This window comes from Pseudomonas sp. C9, assembly GCF_002000165.1.
GTDB lineage: Bacteria > Pseudomonadota > Gammaproteobacteria > Pseudomonadales > Pseudomonadaceae > Aquipseudomonas.
Map to the genome: position 1 here is coordinate 1,603,396 of NZ_MPAK01000001.1, position 17,300 is coordinate 1,620,695.

A 17,300-nucleotide genomic window follows, 5' to 3' on the forward strand; every position below is an offset into this window, starting at 1 on the left:
CCATGAGTTCGTCCACCCCGACCAACACTTCGAAGCTGGATCGCATCCTCGCCGACAACCAGCGCGACAAGGAAATGGGCTACCGCGACAAAGCCCTGAAGATGTACCCACACGTGTGCGGCCGCTGCGCCCGTGAGTTTTCCGGCAAGCGCCTGAGCGAACTGACCGTGCACCATCGCGATCACAACCACGACAACAACCCGCAGGACGGCTCGAACTGGGAATTGTTGTGCCTGTACTGCCACGACAATGAACACTCGCGCTATACCGACCAGCAGTATTTTGGCGAAGGCTCGCTGAGCACGCCGAAGATCGCCAAGGCGACACACAACCCGTTTGCGGCGTTGGCGGGGTTGATGAAGAAGGAAGACTGAAGGTCTTCGGCGCCCTTACTGGCCTCATCGCGAGCAAGCTCGCTCCCACAGTTATTGTGTACACCACGAATCCTGTGGGAGCGGGCTTGCCCGCGATAGCAATTGTCCAGACACCACCAATCTCAAACCAAACACCCCTCCCCCAATCCCCGTATAATCGCCGTTTTTTCCCCGAAGGCACCCCGCTCGTGGCAGACAAACGGTACAGCTGCATTGGTTTGTATAACCCCAAATCACCCGAAAACGTCGGTTCGGTCATGCGCGCCGCCGGCTGCTATGGCGTGGCGTCCGTGTTCTACACCGGCAAGCGCTATGAACGCGCTGCCGACTTCGTCACCGACACCAAGCGCGTGCACTACGACATCCCGCTGATCGGCATCGACGACCTGAAAAAAATCCTGCCTCTGGGCTGCGTGCCGGTTGCCGTGGAACTGGTCGATGGCGCCCGTTCCCTGCCGGAATACACCCACCCGGACCGCGCCCTCTACATCTTCGGCCCGGAAGACGGCTCGCTGGATAAAGACATTCGCGACTGGTGCGAAGACGTGGTCTACATCCCGACCACCGGTTGCATGAACCTGGCGGCCACCGTCAATGTCGTGCTCTACGACCGCATGTCCAAAGGGCTCAACACCCGTTCCGGTGCGAAATTTCGCTGAATCAATGCACATCCAATGGAACAAGCCGCCGGCCTCGGCAGTCAGCTTAACTATCCACGACTGAATCAGTGATTTCTGCCAGGAGAAAGATCATGAGCGAACTCAAACGTGTAGAGCGTATTGAATCCACCCCGTTCCAGACCCCTTCCGAGCAGAACGTTCACGGCTGGGAACGCGCCGGCTCCGTGGCCGGTGGCGTGGTGATGATGGGCAAGGGCCTGCGTCGCGGCGGTATTTTCGGCTTGATTCAGGTGGCGATCGGCGGCGTGGCACTGGCTCGAGGGATTACCGGGCACAGTTCGCTCAAAAGCATGATCGAGAAAAGCCGCCAGGACATGGACATCGTGCGGGCGAAGATCGAGCGGGCCGGGGAAGAGTTGAGCAAGCTGAAGGCGAATGCCGAGGCGGCGACCAAAACCGCTACGGTGACGGGTAATGATTCGTTGAAGTCGCCGAAAGCCGGGGTTTGATCCTCAAGATGTACTGAAGCTGAGGGCCTCATCGCGGGCAAGCCCGCTCCCACCTTGGAATGCGTTTCCCTGTGGGAGCGGGCTTGCCCGCGATGGCTGTGTTACTGAAGCAACGCGGTATCAAGGACCTTGGAAGGTTCACCAATGACGCTCTCGGCCAACTGAACAAACGCCTTGGTATCCACACTTCCCAGATGCATCGCCTCGCGCAGTACATCATCCAGCGAACGCTTGTTGCGGGTTTTCAAGCGTATCTCGCGATCCAGCTCCTGTAACAACACCACGGCTTTCGACACTTGTGCCGAGTTGACCTGTTCGCCGCGCAGGGTCGTGACTTTCTGGCTGTCCTTGATCAGCTTGCCGTGCAAGCTTTCATACCGCTCATCGCTCATGCCGCCGGCGCGGCGCACCAACTCAATGGCGTAGTACTCGGCGAACCCTTCGCGGATCCAGTCGCTGCGCTGAGTATCGTTGAGCCGTGCGAACACCTGCACCAATTCACGCACCAACGCACTGCTGCCGCTTTCGCTGACCAGCGGCAGACGCGTATTGAGGTAGATCGATTCATGCGCCGCGAGGCTACCGCGCCACATCGGGTCGTTGGCACCGACAATCAGCAATTTGCCTGGATGGCTCGGGAACACGGCTTGAACTTGCGGCCAGACAAAGGTCAGCAGCGTCAGTACGTCCATGCGATGCATGCCCTGGCCCGGAGGCGAAGCGACGGTGACTTCGGTTTCCCCCAACCGCGTGCGGCGGCTGCCGAGGTGGCCGGCGAGCATCCACCCAGTCGGCCGGTCGAACAGCCGGGACACGTTGTCGATGCGGAATTTGTTTTTGCCGATCCGCGGCCAGGCGGTTTCGACGCTTTTCCAACCGGTGGGCAACTCGAACTCAAGGCGTGATACCAGCTCGACGCCGTCCTGTTGATCGAGCTTGGCGGCCGGCACCAGATCGTCACCGCGCATCAGCGCCCAGGTCGGCGTCATGCGCGTGTCGAAACTGCCGCTTTTGCGCCCATGGCTGATGCGCACGCGGTAGGTCAGGCTGGCCTTGTCGGCGGCGGGATGCCAGACACCCCGCGCCACCTTGCCCGGCGTGAGCTGCCACTGGCCATCAGCCTTGAAGTCGCTGTAGCGGCTGCCATCGCCCAGGTCAAAATCCAGGCTGCGCACCGACGAACCCTGCGTCAGCGTCAGGCGCACCTCAGCCTGATCACTTTGCGGCAACAGGCGCACGTGATAATCCAGATCGACTTTCATCGCCGCCCACACGGACGAATTCAGGGCCAGTAGCCCAACGACCAACGCCAGCCGCAATCCCACAGCCATACACACTCCTTCGTGAAACGTTAAAACCCTGGTGCGATCAGCCCGCCCGGAAAATCAGGTGATCTTCCCAATCATCTTCAGGCACGCTGCCTTCGGCCAGCATGCGTCCGGATTGTGAAATACGTTCGTGGTGCACCGCATCGCGGTCGCCGCACACCAGATGGTGCCAGAGCGGCAGGTCCTTGCCTTCACTGACCAGGCGATAGCCGCAGGTCGGTGGCAGCCATTTGAATTCGTCCGCCTTGCCCGGCGTGAGCTGGATGCAGTCCGGAACGAAGTCACGCCGGTTCGGATAATCGGTGCACTGGCAGGTTTTCAGGTCGAGCAATTTGCAGGCGATACGCGTGTAGTAGACGCTGTTGTCGTCTTCATCTTCGAGTTTTTGCAAGCAGCACAGGCCACAACCGTCGCACAGCGACTCCCATTCCTCTTGATCCAGTTGATCGAGGGTTTTGCGTATCCAGAACGGTTCGACTTTGGCGGCCATGGCTCAAGCATCAACATCAGGTGGTGAAAAGGCCGCCAGTCTAGTGCCAAGCCCCCTGTGGGCCAAGCATTGGCGACTGCCGGTAGAAACGGGCTTGTCAGTTTTTGCGCCGGCCAGTAGGGTTTCGCCTCGCCCCCTCACTTTCAAACGTAGCAAGGAATCTCTTGATGAGTGCTAATCCACGCGTTGCCGACTATGCCATCCACCCTCAGTTCACTGATCGCTGGTCGCCCCGCGCCTTCACCGGTGAAGCGATTCCAGAAGAGACACTGCTGAGCTTCTTCGAAGCAGCACGCTGGGCGCCGTCGGCCTACAACTCGCAGCCTTGGCGCTTTCTTTACGCGCGTCGCGATACGCCAAACTGGCAGCGTTACCTGGGGCTGCTGAACGAATTCAACCGCAGCTGGGCCCAACATGCCTCGGCTCTGGTGATCGTGATCTCGAAAACCACCTTCGCCGTGCCGGGCGCCACCGAAGAAACCCCGGCCCTGTGGCACACCTTCGACACCGGTTCAGCTTGGGGCCATTTGGCGCTGCAAGCGAGCATCAGCGGCTGGCACACCCACGGCATGGCCGGTTTCGATCAGGAATTGACCCGCAAGGAGCTGAATATTCCTGAAGGTTATGCACTGCATGCGGCGGTCGCCGTCGGCAAGCTGGGCGACAAGGCATCGCTGGCCGATTACCTGCAAGCGCGTGAAGAGCCGAGCCCGCGCCGCCCGTTGAACGAACTGGCGGCTGAGGGCGACTTCACCCTCTAAGCCCCACTGAAGATCTACTAATGAAATGGCTACCCCCGCTGCCCCCTGTGATCGCCCACTGAGCTTTCACAGGGGGCTCATCGGAGATCATTGCCATGAACAACGTAGCTATTGCCGCCATCGACCTCGGAAAACACTCCTTTCATCTGCATGCCCAAGATGATCGCGGCCACGAGGTTCACCGCAAAAAGTTTACGCGGGCAGCGCTCACCCAATATCTGGCGAAACTGGARCCCTGCACCGTCGTGATGGAAGCCTGTGGCGGCGCCCATTTCATGGCGCAGGAAGTCGCCAAACTGGGGCATACGCCCAAGCTCATTGCTCCTCATCTCGTGCGCCCTTACGTGAAAAGCAACAAGAACGACTTCGCTGATGCCGAAGCGATCTGCGAGGCGGCGTCTCGCCCCACGATGCGACCTGGTTTTGCGATGCTGGATAACTGATGACGTGAACGGCCAACCGGCCTGACGACAACCCTGAGCTCCTACACGGCTGTAAGGCCGTTCCACTAATTAGGGTCGTTGGGCATCGATTCTCATCGAGGCGCGGGGTGACAGCCCCACTCAGACGCCGGATAGATGAAAGCAAGCCAAACACGACATCAAAAACAGTATTGCAGAAAAGGGGGTAACCATAGATGTAGGAGCCGCCCGGACCAAGCTCGGCTCCTACAGTGTTTTTGCATGTTTAATAACCGCGTTCGAAATCCACTTCCCCGCGCAATGCCTCACCGGCCTGATACGCCCGCAGGTTCTCGACAAACAGGTCCACCATCATCGAAGGCGACGTCGGTGCCGAGCTGTGGCCGGTCAGCAGCAAGCCCCAGGCGGTCCAGAATGGATGGCGCTGCGGCAGCGGTTCCTGACGGCAGACATCAATCACCGCGCCCGCCAGATGCCCTTCTTTCAAGGCTTCTACCAAGTCAGCATCGACCACGGCCACACCGCGCCCGACGTTGATGAACAACCCCGTCGGCTTGAACTGCTTGAACAGCGCCGCGTCGTACAAGTCATGGGTTGTGGGGGTGTTGGGCAGCAGATTGACCACGTAATCCACTTCACCGACCAGTCGCGGCAAATCGGCCAGCGAACCCACTTCAACAAACGGCGCCAGCTCGCGAGCTTCGCTGGCGATGCCGTACAACTTGACCCCAAACGGCACGAGGAACTGCGCCACGGTCTGACCGATGTCACCGGTACCCACGATCAACACCTTGCGTCCGGCCAGGCTTTGGCCGTGGCGGCTGTCCCATTTGCGCTCGACCTGGCTAACCAGCCGCGCCAGTACTTCACGCTCGTGGCCAAGCATATAAGTCAGCACATACTCGGCCATGACCTGACCGAAAATGCCTACCGCGCGAGTCAGTCGATAGTGCCGGGGCAAGCCGTCGGCCAGCAGCGGCGTGATGCCCGCCCAGGTCGATTGCAGCCACTGTGGCTGGTGGCCCTGACGCAGGAGTGTCGCGAGTAAATCCGGCTGGCCCAGCCACACCGGGCAGTCCGCCGCCTGACGGGCCAGCTCGGCGGAGTCGCCACTGGTCAGCACTTCCAGCTCTGGCGCTGCCTGACGCAACAATTGGGCGTACACAGGGTGATCGTGTTCAGCAATCAGAACGCGCATGGTTAAACCTTTCAAAAACAGTGCAGACGGCCACCGAAGGCAGGTCGCGCCCTCGCTATAGCCATCATCAAAAATTGTTCCAGTGTTTCATGAAGGTCCTGAACAGAACCTGTCAGCCCCTCACATCGGGTCGTTGCGTCGCAGCAATTCTTCCGGCAAGTGCTCGATGTACTCGTCCTCGGCGGGCGGCATTTGCAGGTGATAACCCTGCGTGTCGAGATTTTCCAGAACCACGGCGATGTCTTCGCGCGACAACTTGCGCTCGGGGGTCAGCACCAGGTCGAACGCATGGATGGCTTTGCCGAAGGCCGCCATCAATGAGTCCGGGACGCGCTCCAGTGCATCGCTTTTGAGCACATAGAGGTACATTTCACTTCTTTTCGAGCTGCGGTAGATCGAGCAAATACGTTTCAAGGCTGTTCTCCGGCGGTGGCCAGGCTGTCGAGCAGCGCCTGGCCCATTAATTCGCGGCGCCAGCCACGCAGCGAATCAGGCAATTGGTAAGGACCATTGGGGAAGCCGCTCTTGAGCAGCGCTTCCAGGGTTTTCTTGCGCAGCATCAGTTCCGGCGCGATGTTCAAGCGTTCGGCTTCGGCCTGGCCGATAGCGCGCAATTGTTTGACCAGTGCGGCGGCATCCACCGGCAACGGCTCCGGCACGGTTGGCGGCCATTGATCAGGCGACACACTGCCGGAACGCTTGATCAGATCAAGCAGAAACTCGCCATCCTGACGCACGGTACGCGGGTGCATGTCTTCGATTTTCGCCAGCGCGCCGAGGTTGTCCGGCTGAGTCCGCGCCAGCGGCCACAACGAATGCTCACGAACGATACGATTGCGCGGCAGATCCCGGGCGCGGGCTTCGCGCTCGCGCCAGGCGCACAGTTCACGCAACACGGCGAGTTGGGCGCGAGACAGCTTCCAGGCCAGTTTGGCGTCGCGGTAGACCTCGTAAGGGTCGACCTCGCGGCGCAGGTTGGCCACCAGTTCGGCGCCGTCTTCCAGGACCCAGGCATACTTGTCGTCAGAAAGCTTCGGACGAAGCTGTACGAAAACTTCCGCCAAATGCAAAGCATCTTCGGCGGCGTAGCTGATTTGGGTGTCGGAAAGCGGACGTTGCAGCCAGTCGGAACGGGTCTCGCCCTTGGGCAGGTCGATGCCGAGCACCTCTTGCACCAACCGCGAATACCCCATGGAAAAGCCCAGGTTCAGGTAGGCCGCCGCCAGTTGCGTATCGAACAACGGCGCTGGCAGGCTGCCGGTCAGGCGCAACAGCACTTCGAGGTCTTCGCTGCAGGCATGGACGACTTTGACCACGGCCGGGTTTTCCAGCAACGCGGCCAAGGGCTGCCAATTGTCGATGGTCAGCGGGTCTATCAGGTAAGCGCGTACGCCATCGCCGATCTGCAGCAGGCCTGCGATCGGGTAAAAGGTGTCGACCCGCATGAATTCGGTGTCGAGGGCAACGAATGGCAACTGCTGCCACTCGGCGCAAAACTGACCGAGGCTATCGTTGTCGCGAATCCAGTGAATATCGATGGCCACACGGCTCTCCCTTGAAGAATGGCGCGCAGTATATATCGCCCCCGGCGATTTCCGCGCATCCACTGAACAAGAGCTTTAGCGAAAAGACCTACCCGACGGCAAGAAAAGTCTGACAAGTGGAGACTAGCTGGTCTTACTCAGTACGTAGACCCGCATCCACGTGCAGCCCGGGAGGAAATCTTTATGACGCAACACGCGAAAACCCGCCTGTTTGAATTCGGCTTCAATCTCGACCTTGCTGACCAGCTGTGGAGCGTTAGCGGTCGCTATTTCGGGTAGCCGCAGCTTGAACAATCCGTCCACCCGCACTGCAACAATGACCGTATCGCGACTGACCCGATGGAACTCCTCAAGCATCGCCAATCGATGTTCGGCGCAGGTGATGTGCTGAAACAGGTGCATGCAAAAAATGCAGTCCACTGCATTCGCCGACAGTCCAAGGGTGAAGGCTGAACTCTGGAAGGTCTTGATCCGCTTGAGCAAGCTCTGCGGATGATGAGTCTGCGCATGGTTGAGCATGTCCTGAGACGGGTCCGACGCGAGGATCACGCGGTTCGCATGCTCCGCCAGCACCGGCCAGAAACGCCCGGCGCCGCACGCCACGTCAAGGATCAACCCCGGCTCGCCCGCAACCTTGAGCGCATTGCGCACCAGGTTTTCCTCGCGCCAGAACGCCAGACGCCCCGTCAGGCTACGCGGTTGCGGCTGCTGGCAGACGCGGGCGTGTTCCTGATCGTAGCGCCGGGCGAACTCAAGCTCGATGGCGGATGTGGGTTGCGCAGACATGTGCAATGACTCTTGGTAGTGACTCTACCGGCTGCCTGTTAGCGGCCGGTGCGTAAAAAGCTTGAAGCCTTCATTTCTTGGCCAGCACACCGTCGCCAGCTGCACCACGACACCCGGCGAACATATCCAGGTCCGGGTTGTAGACCTTGCTACTGACTTCCAGCAGCCCCAGCATCGAATGGAACAGGTTGTCCTGGCTCAACGGTTTGTCGCGAGTCAGCTGCAGGCATTGGGTGTCCACCGAGAACGATTTCTGAAAGCTGTCGGAGAACCACGCCAGCATGGCCACGTGCTTCTGTTGTTCCGGCGCCAGCATGTAAGGCGTGCCGTGCAAGAACAGGTTGTATTCACCCAACGACTCGCCGTGGTCGGACAGGTACAGCATCGCGGTGTCGACTTTTTCCTGGTTCTTGCGCAACAGATCGATCAGGCTCGACAGTACGTGGTCGGTATACACCAGCGTGTTGTCGTAACCATTGACGATACTTTCGCGACTGCAATTGTTCAGTGCGTTGCTTTCGCAAACCGGGGTGAAGCGCTCGAACTCCTTCGGGTAACGCTTGAAGTACTCAGGGCCATGGCTACCCATTTGATGCAAGACCAGCACGGTGTCTTTATCGAGTGTGTCGATAAAATGTTGCAAACCTTGCAGCAGGATTTCATCGCGGCATTCGCTGTTGGCGCACAGTACCGGGTCTTTCAAGTTGCTCACGTCGTCGAGGGTGACCCGATCGCAAGTGCCTTTGCAGCCCGACTGGTTATCACGCCAGATCACTTCCAGGCCGGCACGTTTGAGTACATCCAGCAGGCCTTCTTCATTCTTCGCCTTGCTGGCGTTGTAGTCCTTGCGGCCCATGTTGGAGAACATGCACGGCACGGACACGGCGGTTTCCGTGCCGCAGGAATGCACATCGGTAAATGCGATCAGGCCGGCTTCTTTACTCAGCTTCGGGGTGGTGTCGCGGTCATAGCCCAGGATGCCGAAGTTCTCGGCCCGGGCGCTCTCGCCCACCACCAATACCGTCAGGGATTTGCGATCGCGGCCCTGCCAGGTCGGATTCTTCTGCGCGTCTTCGCCGATTTTGACAAAGGGTTGATGGGCCGAAGCAACCTGTTCGCGCAAATAGCCAGCGGAGGCACCGATGTAGTTGCTCGGCACGACCATCAGGCGCAACTCGTGATGATTGCGGAACAATGAGGACAAGCCCTGATAGTTAATCAGTGCCACACCACCGATGACGGTAGCCGACACAACACTCACCAGAACTTTACTTAATAACTCATGGTGCCAACGGCGATAATTAACCGGGGTTTTCCATAATAACCATGACGGCAAAACACCCAGGAACAGGATATAAGCCAACAACTTCAACGAGAGTAAGTCTCGTACTTCCGTCGCATTGGTTTGTGCGAAGTTACGCAACATGCCGGTGTCAATCAGTACACCGTATTGACTCATGAAATACGCCACCCCGGCGCTGATCATGAAGATCAGCATCAGCACCGGCTTCAACACACGTTTGAACGCCAGCAAGGTCAGCACAATGTTGAACGCCGCCAGAATCATCGCCCCGAATGCCACGCGCATGACGATGCCTTTACCGTCGGACGTCGTGATTTCAAACAGGTGTTGCCAGAGCACAAAATTGAAGGCGGCTAACAAAAAGGCACTGGCAATCAGTGTCACCCATTCCGGGCGCACGGCTTTAATCTTCAACATGGTGATCGGCTGTTCCTAAAAAGAAGTGCCTACGGCAAATGTGAAAATTTCATTGACCGTGACAACACTTATGTTAGGTACCCAACCATCAATTTTTTGTGAAAAAGAAGCCAACGAATAGTTGGCTCCTGATATCACGACTGTTTGAGAATGATTCAGGCCTGGTTCAGGTACCAGCGCCAATCCTGTTCACCGACCTCGCCCATGAATTGTCGGTACTCGGCGCGCTTTACGGCCAGGTAAACGCCAAGGAAGGGGCCGCCGAACGCTTCACGTGCCCAGGTCGAACCCTCAAGCGCACGTAACGTGGTCAGCCAATCGGTCGGCAACAACTCCGTGGCCTGGGCGTACCCGTTGCCTTCCACCGGCGCACCCGGGTCCAATCGTTCGCGGATACCGCGATGGATGCCGGCCAGGATCGCCGCGGCGGCCAGGTACGGGTTGGCGTCGGCACCGCAAATACGGTGTTCGATGTGCCGGGAAAACGCAGGCCCGCCTGGCACGCGCAAACTCACCGTACGGTTGTCCACACCCCAGGTCGCCGCCAGGGGGGCGTAGCTGTTGGTCTGGAATCGGCGATAGGAGTTGGCATTCGGGCAGAACAACAGCAGTGAATCGAGCAAGGTGCTGAGCATCCCGCCGACGGCTTGTCTGAGCAGTGGTGTGCCGTCTGGCGCTTCGCTGGCGAACAGGTTGTTGCCCTCTTTGTCCGCCAGGCTGACGTGCATGTGCATCCCGGTGCCCGCCAGGTCATCAAAGGGTTTGGCCATGAAGCACGCCGTCATCCCGTGTTTATGGGCCACGCCCTTGACCAACCGTTTGTAACGCACCGCTTCATCCATTGCCTGTAGGGCATTGGTGCGGTGTTCGAGGGTAATTTCCACTTGCCCCGGCGCATATTCGGAAATTGCCGTGCGCGCCGGAATTCCTTGCAGCTTGCAGGCACTGTAGAGATCGGCCAGAAACGGCTCGATCTGCTCCAGTTCACGCAAACCGTAGACTTGAGTCGTGCGAGGTCGCCCGCCGTCGACATCGCGCGCCGGTTGCGGTCGCCCCTGACTGTCGCGCTGTTGGTCCAGCAGATAAAACTCCAGCTCTGCCGCCATGACCGGGTAATAGCCATCGGCCTGCAAGTCTTCGATCACTTTCGCCAGGAGGTGCCGAGGATCAGCGATCGTCGCCGGCATGCCTTCTTTGGGGTGCATGCTGACTTGCACCGCCGCTGTCGGAATCAGCCGCCACGGCATGCGCGTCAGACTGCCGCTGACCGGGTAGGCGCGGCAGTCAATATCGCCGACATCCCAGACCAGTCCGGAGTTTTCCACGTCATCGCCATTAATGGTCAGGCCGAGAATGGTACTCGGCAATGGCCGGCCACTTTCGTAGACCGCCAGCAGCTCATCGCGATGCAACAACTTGCCCCGTGGCACACCGTTGTTGTCGAGAATGAACAGCTCGAACATTTCGATATCCGGGTTCTGTTCGAGAAAGGTCAGGGCTTCTTGCAAGGTGGCGAACGATGTCGTGGCACTACTCATGAGCATTCTCTTATTTCCGCGTCAGGCGAACGCGCAGGCGTCGCCGATTTGATCCAGCGCCGGGCGCGGGACCTGTCAGAACAATCAACGGGAAATGCAGGAATCCGGTGGGCGTGCGTGACGACAATGCCACAGCGCCCAGAAGGCCAACTCGGAGGGAAGTGCGACGGGACAATCGCCCATAGAAAAAACCGCAGAGAACAGATGAGCAGCAGCGTCACACGGGCGGTTGAGTCTTTAAATCTGGATTTGAAGAACCTTGGTTACGGATTGGCTAAACAATCATTCGCGCCCTACCCCACGCCTTTCAATGAAACTTCCTACAAGGCATTCTCCTGGTACGGTCGTTCCGTTAGGATCGTTCGCACACGTTTGCGCACTGTCAGCGCAAGGAGCACAGCGAGTCAGAATGGATGCTGAACAGTAATTTGCTTAGAAAGCTCGACATGCAAGACCTCATGGTATTTGTCGCCGTGTACGAGCAAAGCAGCGTCACCGGTGTGTCGGCGGCACTCTGCGTCAGCCAGTCCACGGTAAGTTACTGCCTGAAAAAGCTGCGTATCAGTTTTGAAGACGAGCTCTTCACCAATACCCGCACCGGTATGCGCCCTACCTACAAAGCCAGCACCATGTACACGCATGTGCAGAAAATTCTCGAAAGCATCAACTTGTGTCACGTCAGTGCCCCGGCGTTTAACCCGACCTTGCAAGCGGTGACGTTCAATATTTGCGCGCCGGAGTATTTCGAGCAGCTGATTCTGCCGCGCCTGTTGAAGCGCTTCGACTTCGCCGACCTGCCGGTGATGGTCAACCTGCACACATTCGAAACCGATATTCCGGTCGAAGAGTTGCGCGATGGCAGTCTCGATCTGGTGATCTGTTTCGGCCCAAACTTCCATCGCAGCCACACCGACTTCAAATCCCGAATGTTGCTGGAAGATGACTTGGTCTGCGTGTTCGACAAACGCGCCACACCCCTGGAACCGCGTTTAAGCCTGCAAGCCTTTGTCGAACGCCGACATGTGTTCCCGACCCCATGGACGTCCACCGCCAACAGGGTCGACGGCTGGCTGGCGCAACAGGCGCACAAACGGCAGATCGTCGCGCGCGCCAACAGCTACAGTGCGGCACTGAAAACCATCACCGGCACAGACTTCATCCTGACGTTGCCCCGTCGCATCCAGCAATTGCTGGCCAACAAAGCGATCTTCAATCACTGCGAAGCCCCCAACGGGCTGCCGGGTTTCACCCTGGACATGCAGTGGAGTCAACGTGCCGATCAGGACAATGCCAACACCTGGTTGCGCGAGCAGGTGATCGAGGTCTGTGCCGAGCAGGCAATGGCTTGAAGCTCAGCGGCTGATGGCGGTCTTGGCGTAGGACTCGCGATCAATGTCGAGAATCTCGACACACAGTTGCACTTCAACCTCCGCCGGCCACTCGCAAAGGTCCTGTACCACCGCCAGCAAGCTTTCAGACAGTTGCTGCTTGATCTGCGGCGAGCGACCGCTCAACAACGCCAGCTTCACATGGACGAACCCCCGTTCAGCCAACGCGGTACCCACCTTGAAAGTCTCGACCTTCATCGCTCGGCTCTTGATGTCGAACTCCGCAGCAAACTGACCGGAAGCCACCAGGGTGTTATTGAGCCGGATCAACGCCACGTCGGCGTTCAGCCCGGGCAGGTTGGCGGTGTATTCCATGTGCAGGTGTGGCATGACGCGGCTCCAGAAAGGGTGTGCAGAAAGAGTGTGCAGAAAGGTCCTACGTATAACACAGCGTTGACCGACGGCTCACTGGGCCAACGGCAGTGACGAACGTTCACTCATGAACCCCTCAAGACGCGAACGCAACCAGCGTTCAGCGGGGTCGGTATCGACATGGCTCAGCCAGACCATCGACAAGTCCAGCGTCGGGGTCTTGAACGGAAAGGGTTCCTTGAACAGCAAGCCAGAGGCGGCCATGGCTTCGGCGGTGTAGTCCGGCAGGCTGGCAATCAAATCAGTGCCGGCGAGCAAGGCCGGCAACGCACTGTATTGCGGCACGGAAAGGACGACCTGGCGCGTGCGGCCAATCTCCGCCAGCCACTCATCGGCGTAACCACTGACGTTCGCGGTGTGGGAAACCAGCACATGAGGGCGTGAGCAATATTCATCGAGCGTCAGCGGTGTGTCGGACGCATCGGCGCGCAAGATGCTCGGTTGAATGTGCCGCAACAGCTTGCGCTTGGCATTGGCTGGCAGGCCGCGGGTCTGGCTGATGCCGACGGTGATGTCGCCGGACGCCAACAAGTCCGGTATGCGCCAGTAGTCGACGTGCTGAACCACGAACACCACCTTCGGCGCTTCCTGGCGCAAGGCCCGCAACAGCGGCGGCAGCAGGCCGAACTCGACGTCATCCGACAACCCGATGCGAAAGGTCATGGTGCTGCTGGCGGGGTCGAAATCGTGGGTCAGGCTCAGGGCCACCGACAGCGAATCCAGCGCCGGCGACAGGTACTGAATCAGTTCCTCGGCGCGGGCCGTCGGCTCCATGCGATGGCCGACGCGAATGAACAACGGGTCATTGAACATCGTGCGCAGGCGATTGAGCGCGGCACTGATGGTCGGCTGCCCGAGAAACAGCTTCTCCGCAACCCGCGTCACGTTGCGCTCGAGCATCAACGTTTCGAACACCACCATCAGGTTGATGTCCGCCTTGCGCAGTTCATTGCGATTCATTCATTGCCCCCGGTCCCCGACACTCACGGCAGTGTAGAAAGGCGCGAGGGGAGCGTCTACGTGCAACGGCCATCAATTGACCGTCAAGGCCTTCAATCCGAGTGCAAGTTGTCGCACGTCCTGGCCCATTGCGAACTGTTTTGGACTGACGGCATCGGCAAACTGAAATTGCAGCCTCAGTACACCCTGACTCGCTACCCGCGCTTGCATCTCGGTGGTGAGCGGCATTTCGATAACATTGCCATCGGCCTGCTCAAGCAGAGTATTCATGGCCGGCAGGTCATTGATGCTGATGGCGACACGTTGGCGAGCATGCCCGGGAGGAAGGAACGCCGTGGCCTCCAGACGCAAGGAATGCACGGGCGCCGGGACCCGGAACATGACTTCAGCTTCAGGCTCCTTGGACCAGGTCCCCCAAAGTTCGGTATCGGACCACCCCTTGGCCAGCAGCGCCCCGCCTTTGCTGCCAGTGTTGAACGGCGTTTTTTGTCCGGGCTCCAGCGATGGAACCAGCTCCAGCGGATTGATTTGCGAGGTAGCCTGTGTGCAGGCGCTGCACTGTTTCCAGCCCGGAGCAAGCACCGTGAACCCGTCAATCCTGGCGAACAGATCCGTTGGGGTATTCACGTTTCTCACGGCCTGCATCCAGGCACGGTCATCGAACAGGTACAACGAATCAGCGTCGTACTTGCCCGACGCCATTTCACGCGCGGTGTCCTGCCCGGACTTTATCCAATTGCCCGTGTCCACCCGCCCCAGGTAAACGGCATTCGTGGCAAGGCCATGGGCGCTGGCAAAATCGGCCACTGCCATCCAGTTTGGGGACTGGTTTTGCGGAACCACCCAACGAATGTTCCGGTAATGAGCCGCTGCACTGTTCCAGAAGGGATCGACCATGGGCGAGGCCCACTTCGATGCGGGTTCAACCATCAATTGCTTGCGAACGCCGGTCCAGCCGGCATGGGTGTCCAGCACCTGTATCAGCAATGCCAGGGACAACAGACTCACGGCGGTGCGGGAGGTATTGGCGCGGATCACCAGGAAAATCATGGCGAAGATAAACGCGTAGTACAGCGGCCAGAACATCCGCCCGGAAGCACGGAAGACGTTGGCGATTGAAATCACCCAAGGCGGCAGTGGAAAGGTTATATCGAGCGAGCCTAACGCCACATGGTTGGAAATCGAGAACAGGCCCAGTCCCACCAACGCTACCAGCAATAACGGCCAGCGCCGCAGTCGCTGGAAAAAACCTGTACGGCCTTGAAGTAACCCCACCAGTGCGCAAATGCCCAGCGTCATCAGCCCAAGGCCCAGGAAAAGAAATCCTTCAACCTCACCGAGCCCTTGAACACCGGGTAAATCCTTCAGCACATAGGACCACTGCCCCGCCCAGTTCCCCGGATCGATCAGCGACAGCAGGTTCATGGCGTACAGACCAAAACCGGCCGATATCGCACCCTCGCTGCCCACCGAAAAATAGCCCGCCTGCCAGCAGCACACAGTGACCAGCGAAAACAGCCCTATCAATTCGATGGCAGCAGACTGCAGCGGCAGTTTTTTCTTGAAATAGCCGCTCGTGAGATCGGCGATCCAGATCACTGCAACCATCGCCAAAAAATACGCATGGATCAACGCGGCCGCCGCTAGCAACGCCCCCCAGGCCAGGCGTCGACGACGCAATTGCGGGTGCAGCGCCAGATACAACGAGGCCAGCACCAGAAAATGCCCACCCAGGGACAAATGGAAAGGCATGCGCATGAGCATGGGCGGAACAAACAGGAACAGTGCCGTACTCACGGCACGCACACCCATGTGGGTCGACACCAGCCCTACCAGTTTCCAGGCAAACCAGGCCTGCAAAACGAAGCAGGCCAGGAACCAGAGTCCGAAATACTGGAAAGGCGTTGGCAACAGAGAGGCGAACGGTTTGAACAAGAATGCCAGCAGTGGATTGGAGTCAGAGAAAATGATGCCATTGCTCAATTCCAGCCCATAGGAAGGATTGAGTCCGATGGGAAAGGTCCAGGGCGACTGTCGGAAAAACACCCAGCCCAGGTAATGCGTCGCCGGATCACCATTACCCAGCCATGCAATGTTTTGAGGGTTCATCGCCCTTGGCCCAACGACGATGAAAAAGGCCAGAACACCGATCAACACAGGTAACAGGTTGATCGGCAACTGCTTAACCAAGTCCTTCATCGATACGTCCAGAAGTTATGCAGTACAAAGGTAAACGCCGGAATAGTCAGCGCCACCGCGCCAATCCCCAGCAAATAATGCAGCCCGGCCATTTGCGCGGCCCACGCCACCAGCATCGCCAGCAGAAAACCGGCACCGGACACCATCATGAAACGCAGCAGCGTTCGGCCGTGCAACCGTGCGGAAAAACTCCAGGTGGTGTTGATCACGTAAGACACCACCGTCGCCACGGCAAAAGCCACGCCGTTGGCCAGTGGTGGCTGCGCCACCACGAAATTGATGAACAGCACGGCCACCAGCGCATGCAGCGCCGTGACGAACAATCCGGTCACGGCAAAACGCAGGCCACGCTTGATCAGGGCGGATTTTTCGGCCGACGTCACGGCTTCTGCGCCAGTACAAACACCGTCAGACCCGCCCAGCGATTGGCGCCCATAAGCGGCAATTCGAGGCGGCACAGCGTCTTCAGGATCGAATTGACCAACGGGTGATGTCGCTTGAGTTGCGAGCGCGGCGGTGACGGTTGCGCGCCTTTGGGCAGCAGCCGCAATGTGGCTGCTATCGGGAACACCAGGCCGAAGTAGTAAGCACCCTGCTTCACCGTCAGCCCGGCATCGCGCGCCACGGTTTCCAGCTGCGCCAAGGTGTATCGGCGTTTGTGTTCAAGAAAGTCGTCGTGTCCGCTCCACAGAAACTGAAACGCGGGCACCGTCATCAGGAATCGACTGCCGGGCGGGACTTTATCCACATACGCCTTGAGCAAACCGACGTCGTCATCGACATGCTCCAGCACGTCCATCAGCAGCACCAGGTCGGCATCCAGCGCGTCGACTGCGCGTCGGTAATGCACGGGTTTTGCGGCGGTGGTCGTGTCCGAGTCAGCTTCATAACTAATGTCTACGCACCACGCCTCGGTGGCCGGTGAATGCTTGAGCAAATGGTGAGTAAAGAACCCGGAGCCTGCGCCCACATCGAGAATCTTTGTGAAAGGTGTGTTCCCCAACAAGCGCATGGTCGCCGCCGCTTTGGAGGCGTAATACCAATGCTGGTCAATGCTCGAACCGAGGATGTCGGTTTCCTTGAGGTCCATG

General features: G+C 58.8%; 18 protein-coding genes and 1 pseudogene. 6 read left to right on the forward strand and 13 right to left on the reverse strand.

Going from position 1 to position 17,300, the window contains the following annotated elements; genetic code table 11:
• The first annotated feature begins 2 nt into the window (after positions 1–2).
• From BMS17_RS07575 to BMS17_RS07585, 3 genes are all read left to right on the forward strand, one after another.
• Positions 3–374: a YajD family HNH nuclease gene (locus BMS17_RS07575; protein ID WP_007944009.1), complete on the forward strand. Its 372-nt coding sequence runs from the start codon at positions 3–5 to the stop codon at positions 372–374.
• Between the two features lie 188 nt (positions 375–562).
• On the forward strand, positions 563–1,033 hold the full coding sequence (locus tag BMS17_RS07580; protein ID WP_046033295.1) for an RNA methyltransferase: 471 nt from the start codon (positions 563–565) through the stop codon (positions 1,031–1,033).
• A gap of 92 nt (positions 1,034–1,125) precedes the next feature.
• Positions 1,126–1,503: a DUF2892 domain-containing protein gene (locus BMS17_RS07585; protein WP_046033294.1), complete on the forward strand. Its 378-nt coding sequence runs from the start codon at positions 1,126–1,128 to the stop codon at positions 1,501–1,503.
• 101 nt (positions 1,504–1,604) lie between these two features.
• Here the strand turns inward: BMS17_RS07585 and BMS17_RS07590 are convergent, their stop codons facing one another.
• Both BMS17_RS07590 and BMS17_RS07595 read right to left on the reverse strand, forming a co-directional pair.
• Positions 1,605–2,834, reverse strand: coding sequence for a hypothetical protein (locus BMS17_RS07590; protein ID WP_077430708.1), 1,230 nt, complete (start codon positions 2,832–2,834; stop codon positions 1,605–1,607).
• 37 nt (positions 2,835–2,871) lie between these two features.
• Complete coding sequence (locus tag BMS17_RS07595; RefSeq protein WP_007944020.1) at positions 2,872–3,321, reverse strand: YcgN family cysteine cluster protein; 450 nt, start codon at positions 3,319–3,321, stop codon at positions 2,872–2,874.
• Positions 3,322–3,488: 167 nt separating this feature from the next.
• On the opposite strand from BMS17_RS07595, the gene BMS17_RS07600 reads away from it, so the two are divergent.
• Both BMS17_RS07600 and BMS17_RS07605 read left to right on the forward strand, forming a co-directional pair.
• Positions 3,489–4,082, forward strand: coding sequence for a nitroreductase family protein (locus BMS17_RS07600; protein ID WP_046033292.1), 594 nt, complete (start codon positions 3,489–3,491; stop codon positions 4,080–4,082).
• Positions 4,083–4,177: 95 nt separating this feature from the next.
• A pseudogene (locus BMS17_RS07605) lies at positions 4,178–4,498 on the forward strand (transposase); the annotation flags it as partial.
• 271 nt (positions 4,499–4,769) lie between these two features.
• Here BMS17_RS07605 and BMS17_RS07610 read toward each other — a convergent pair.
• From BMS17_RS07610 to BMS17_RS07635, 6 genes are all read right to left on the reverse strand, one after another.
• Positions 4,770–5,702 carry a D-2-hydroxyacid dehydrogenase gene (locus BMS17_RS07610; RefSeq protein WP_046029622.1) on the reverse strand — a complete coding sequence of 311 codons (933 nt, stop codon included), beginning with the start codon at positions 5,700–5,702 and terminating at the stop codon, positions 4,770–4,772.
• A gap of 120 nt (positions 5,703–5,822) precedes the next feature.
• Positions 5,823–6,116 carry a YcgL domain-containing protein gene (locus tag BMS17_RS07615; protein ID WP_046029619.1) on the reverse strand — a complete coding sequence of 98 codons (294 nt, stop codon included), beginning with the start codon at positions 6,114–6,116 and terminating at the stop codon, positions 5,823–5,825.
• A complete protein-coding gene (gene rnd / locus BMS17_RS07620; RefSeq protein WP_046029617.1) occupies positions 6,113–7,246 on the reverse strand; it encodes a ribonuclease D in 1,134 nt (377 codons plus the stop codon). The genes BMS17_RS07615 and rnd overlap by 4 nt, the downstream gene beginning before the upstream one ends.
• A gap of 123 nt (positions 7,247–7,369) precedes the next feature.
• Positions 7,370–8,032 carry a class I SAM-dependent methyltransferase gene (locus BMS17_RS07625; RefSeq protein WP_046029614.1) on the reverse strand — a complete coding sequence of 221 codons (663 nt, stop codon included), beginning with the start codon at positions 8,030–8,032 and terminating at the stop codon, positions 7,370–7,372.
• 70 nt (positions 8,033–8,102) lie between these two features.
• Positions 8,103–9,752, reverse strand: coding sequence for a phosphoethanolamine transferase (locus BMS17_RS07630; RefSeq protein WP_077430710.1), 1,650 nt, complete (start codon positions 9,750–9,752; stop codon positions 8,103–8,105).
• A gap of 155 nt (positions 9,753–9,907) precedes the next feature.
• Positions 9,908–11,290: a glutamine synthetase family protein gene (locus BMS17_RS07635; protein ID WP_077430711.1), complete on the reverse strand. Its 1,383-nt coding sequence runs from the start codon at positions 11,288–11,290 to the stop codon at positions 9,908–9,910.
• Positions 11,291–11,703: 413 nt separating this feature from the next.
• Between BMS17_RS07635 and BMS17_RS07640 the strand changes: the two genes are divergently transcribed.
• Positions 11,704–12,639 carry a LysR family transcriptional regulator gene (locus BMS17_RS07640; protein ID WP_077430712.1) on the forward strand — a complete coding sequence of 312 codons (936 nt, stop codon included), beginning with the start codon at positions 11,704–11,706 and terminating at the stop codon, positions 12,637–12,639.
• A 3-nt stretch (positions 12,640–12,642) separates the two neighbouring features.
• Here BMS17_RS07640 and BMS17_RS07645 read toward each other — a convergent pair whose 3' ends face one another.
• The 5 genes from BMS17_RS07645 to BMS17_RS07665 all read right to left on the reverse strand — a co-directional run bounded on the left by BMS17_RS07645 (position 12,643) and on the right by BMS17_RS07665 (position 17,299).
• Complete coding sequence (locus BMS17_RS07645; RefSeq protein WP_046029609.1) at positions 12,643–13,008, reverse strand: 5-carboxymethyl-2-hydroxymuconate Delta-isomerase; 366 nt, start codon at positions 13,006–13,008, stop codon at positions 12,643–12,645.
• A 75-nt stretch (positions 13,009–13,083) separates the two neighbouring features.
• Entirely contained in the window at positions 13,084–14,010 is a 927-nt protein-coding gene (locus BMS17_RS07650; protein WP_046029608.1) for a LysR substrate-binding domain-containing protein, read from the reverse strand.
• Between the two features lie 72 nt (positions 14,011–14,082).
• Positions 14,083–16,209 carry a DUF6311 domain-containing protein gene (locus BMS17_RS07655; RefSeq protein ID WP_077430713.1) on the reverse strand — a complete coding sequence of 709 codons (2,127 nt, stop codon included), beginning with the start codon at positions 16,207–16,209 and terminating at the stop codon, positions 14,083–14,085.
• A complete protein-coding gene (locus BMS17_RS07660; RefSeq protein WP_046029605.1) occupies positions 16,206–16,592 on the reverse strand; it encodes a GtrA family protein in 387 nt (128 codons plus the stop codon). The genes BMS17_RS07655 and BMS17_RS07660 overlap by 4 nt, the downstream gene beginning before the upstream one ends.
• Positions 16,589–17,299 (reverse strand): bifunctional 2-polyprenyl-6-hydroxyphenol methylase/3-demethylubiquinol 3-O-methyltransferase UbiG, encoded by a 711-nt coding sequence (locus BMS17_RS07665; RefSeq protein WP_046029602.1) that lies wholly within the window; start codon positions 17,297–17,299, stop codon positions 16,589–16,591. The genes BMS17_RS07660 and BMS17_RS07665 overlap by 4 nt, the downstream gene beginning before the upstream one ends.
• Position 17,300 lies beyond the last annotated feature (1 nt).

What these genes read in the sequence shown, in the direction of transcription:
- BMS17_RS07575 (WP_007944009.1), top strand. Translation starts at nt 3, where the DNA reads ATGAGTTCGTCCACCCCGACCAACACTTCGAAGCTGGATCGCATCCTC.
- BMS17_RS07585 (WP_046033294.1), top strand. Translation starts at nt 1,126, where the DNA reads ATGAGCGAACTCAAACGTGTAGAGCGTATTGAATCCACCCCGTTCCAG.
- BMS17_RS07590 (WP_077430708.1), bottom strand. Translation starts at nt 2,834, where the DNA reads ATGGCTGTGGGATTGCGGCTGGCGTTGGTCGTTGGGCTACTGGCCCTG.
- BMS17_RS07595 (WP_007944020.1), bottom strand. Translation starts at nt 3,321, where the DNA reads ATGGCCGCCAAAGTCGAACCGTTCTGGATACGCAAAACCCTCGATCAA.
- BMS17_RS07600 (WP_046033292.1), top strand. Translation starts at nt 3,489, where the DNA reads ATGAGTGCTAATCCACGCGTTGCCGACTATGCCATCCACCCTCAGTTC.
- BMS17_RS07610 (WP_046029622.1), bottom strand. Translation starts at nt 5,702, where the DNA reads ATGCGCGTTCTGATTGCTGAACACGATCACCCTGTGTACGCCCAATTG.
- BMS17_RS07625 (WP_046029614.1), bottom strand. Translation starts at nt 8,032, where the DNA reads ATGTCTGCGCAACCCACATCCGCCATCGAGCTTGAGTTCGCCCGGCGC.
- BMS17_RS07630 (WP_077430710.1), bottom strand. Translation starts at nt 9,752, where the DNA reads ATGTTGAAGATTAAAGCCGTGCGCCCGGAATGGGTGACACTGATTGCC.
- BMS17_RS07635 (WP_077430711.1), bottom strand. Translation starts at nt 11,290, where the DNA reads ATGAGTAGTGCCACGACATCGTTCGCCACCTTGCAAGAAGCCCTGACC.
- BMS17_RS07640 (WP_077430712.1), top strand. Translation starts at nt 11,704, where the DNA reads ATGCTGAACAGTAATTTGCTTAGAAAGCTCGACATGCAAGACCTCATG.
- BMS17_RS07645 (WP_046029609.1), bottom strand. Translation starts at nt 13,008, where the DNA reads ATGCCACACCTGCACATGGAATACACCGCCAACCTGCCCGGGCTGAAC.
- BMS17_RS07650 (WP_046029608.1), bottom strand. Translation starts at nt 14,010, where the DNA reads ATGAATCGCAATGAACTGCGCAAGGCGGACATCAACCTGATGGTGGTG.
- BMS17_RS07655 (WP_077430713.1), bottom strand. Translation starts at nt 16,209, where the DNA reads ATGAAGGACTTGGTTAAGCAGTTGCCGATCAACCTGTTACCTGTGTTG.
- BMS17_RS07665 (WP_046029602.1), bottom strand. Translation starts at nt 17,299, where the DNA reads ATGGACCTCAAGGAAACCGACATCCTCGGTTCGAGCATTGACCAGCAT.